The organism is Flavobacterium cupreum, assembly GCF_003996965.1.
Taxonomy (GTDB): Bacteria; Bacteroidota; Bacteroidia; order Flavobacteriales; family Flavobacteriaceae; genus Flavobacterium; species Flavobacterium cupreum.
On record NZ_QWDM01000264.1, the window covers coordinates 1 to 258 of the forward strand.

The window sequence follows — 258 nt, forward strand, 5'->3', positions numbered from 1 at the left end:
ATGGACCTCCTTATTATGCATTATATGATTTTATGCAACAGACCAAAAAATGGCCAATGCTTTATCTAAGTGTTATGGAATGGGAAACAGGTAATACTAAAACAGAATTCTTTGAATATGTAAAAAATCAGTATCCAAAACATAATGCAGGTAAAATAAAAAATGAAGTAGAAAAGTGGATTAATTATTTGAAAAATAAAACTATTTAAAAGACATTACCCCTTAAATTATACTGCAGATATAATTTTAAAGACAAGG

The 258-nt window shown here is 26.7% G+C and carries 1 protein-coding gene; it reads left to right on the plus strand.

What is annotated here, in order from left to right; all coding sequences use genetic code 11:
- A partial coding sequence (locus D0817_RS25980) for a hypothetical protein (RefSeq protein ID WP_202866558.1) occupies positions 1-209 on the plus strand: 209 nt, incomplete at its 5' end.
- Between the last annotated feature and the right edge of the window lie 49 nt (positions 210-258).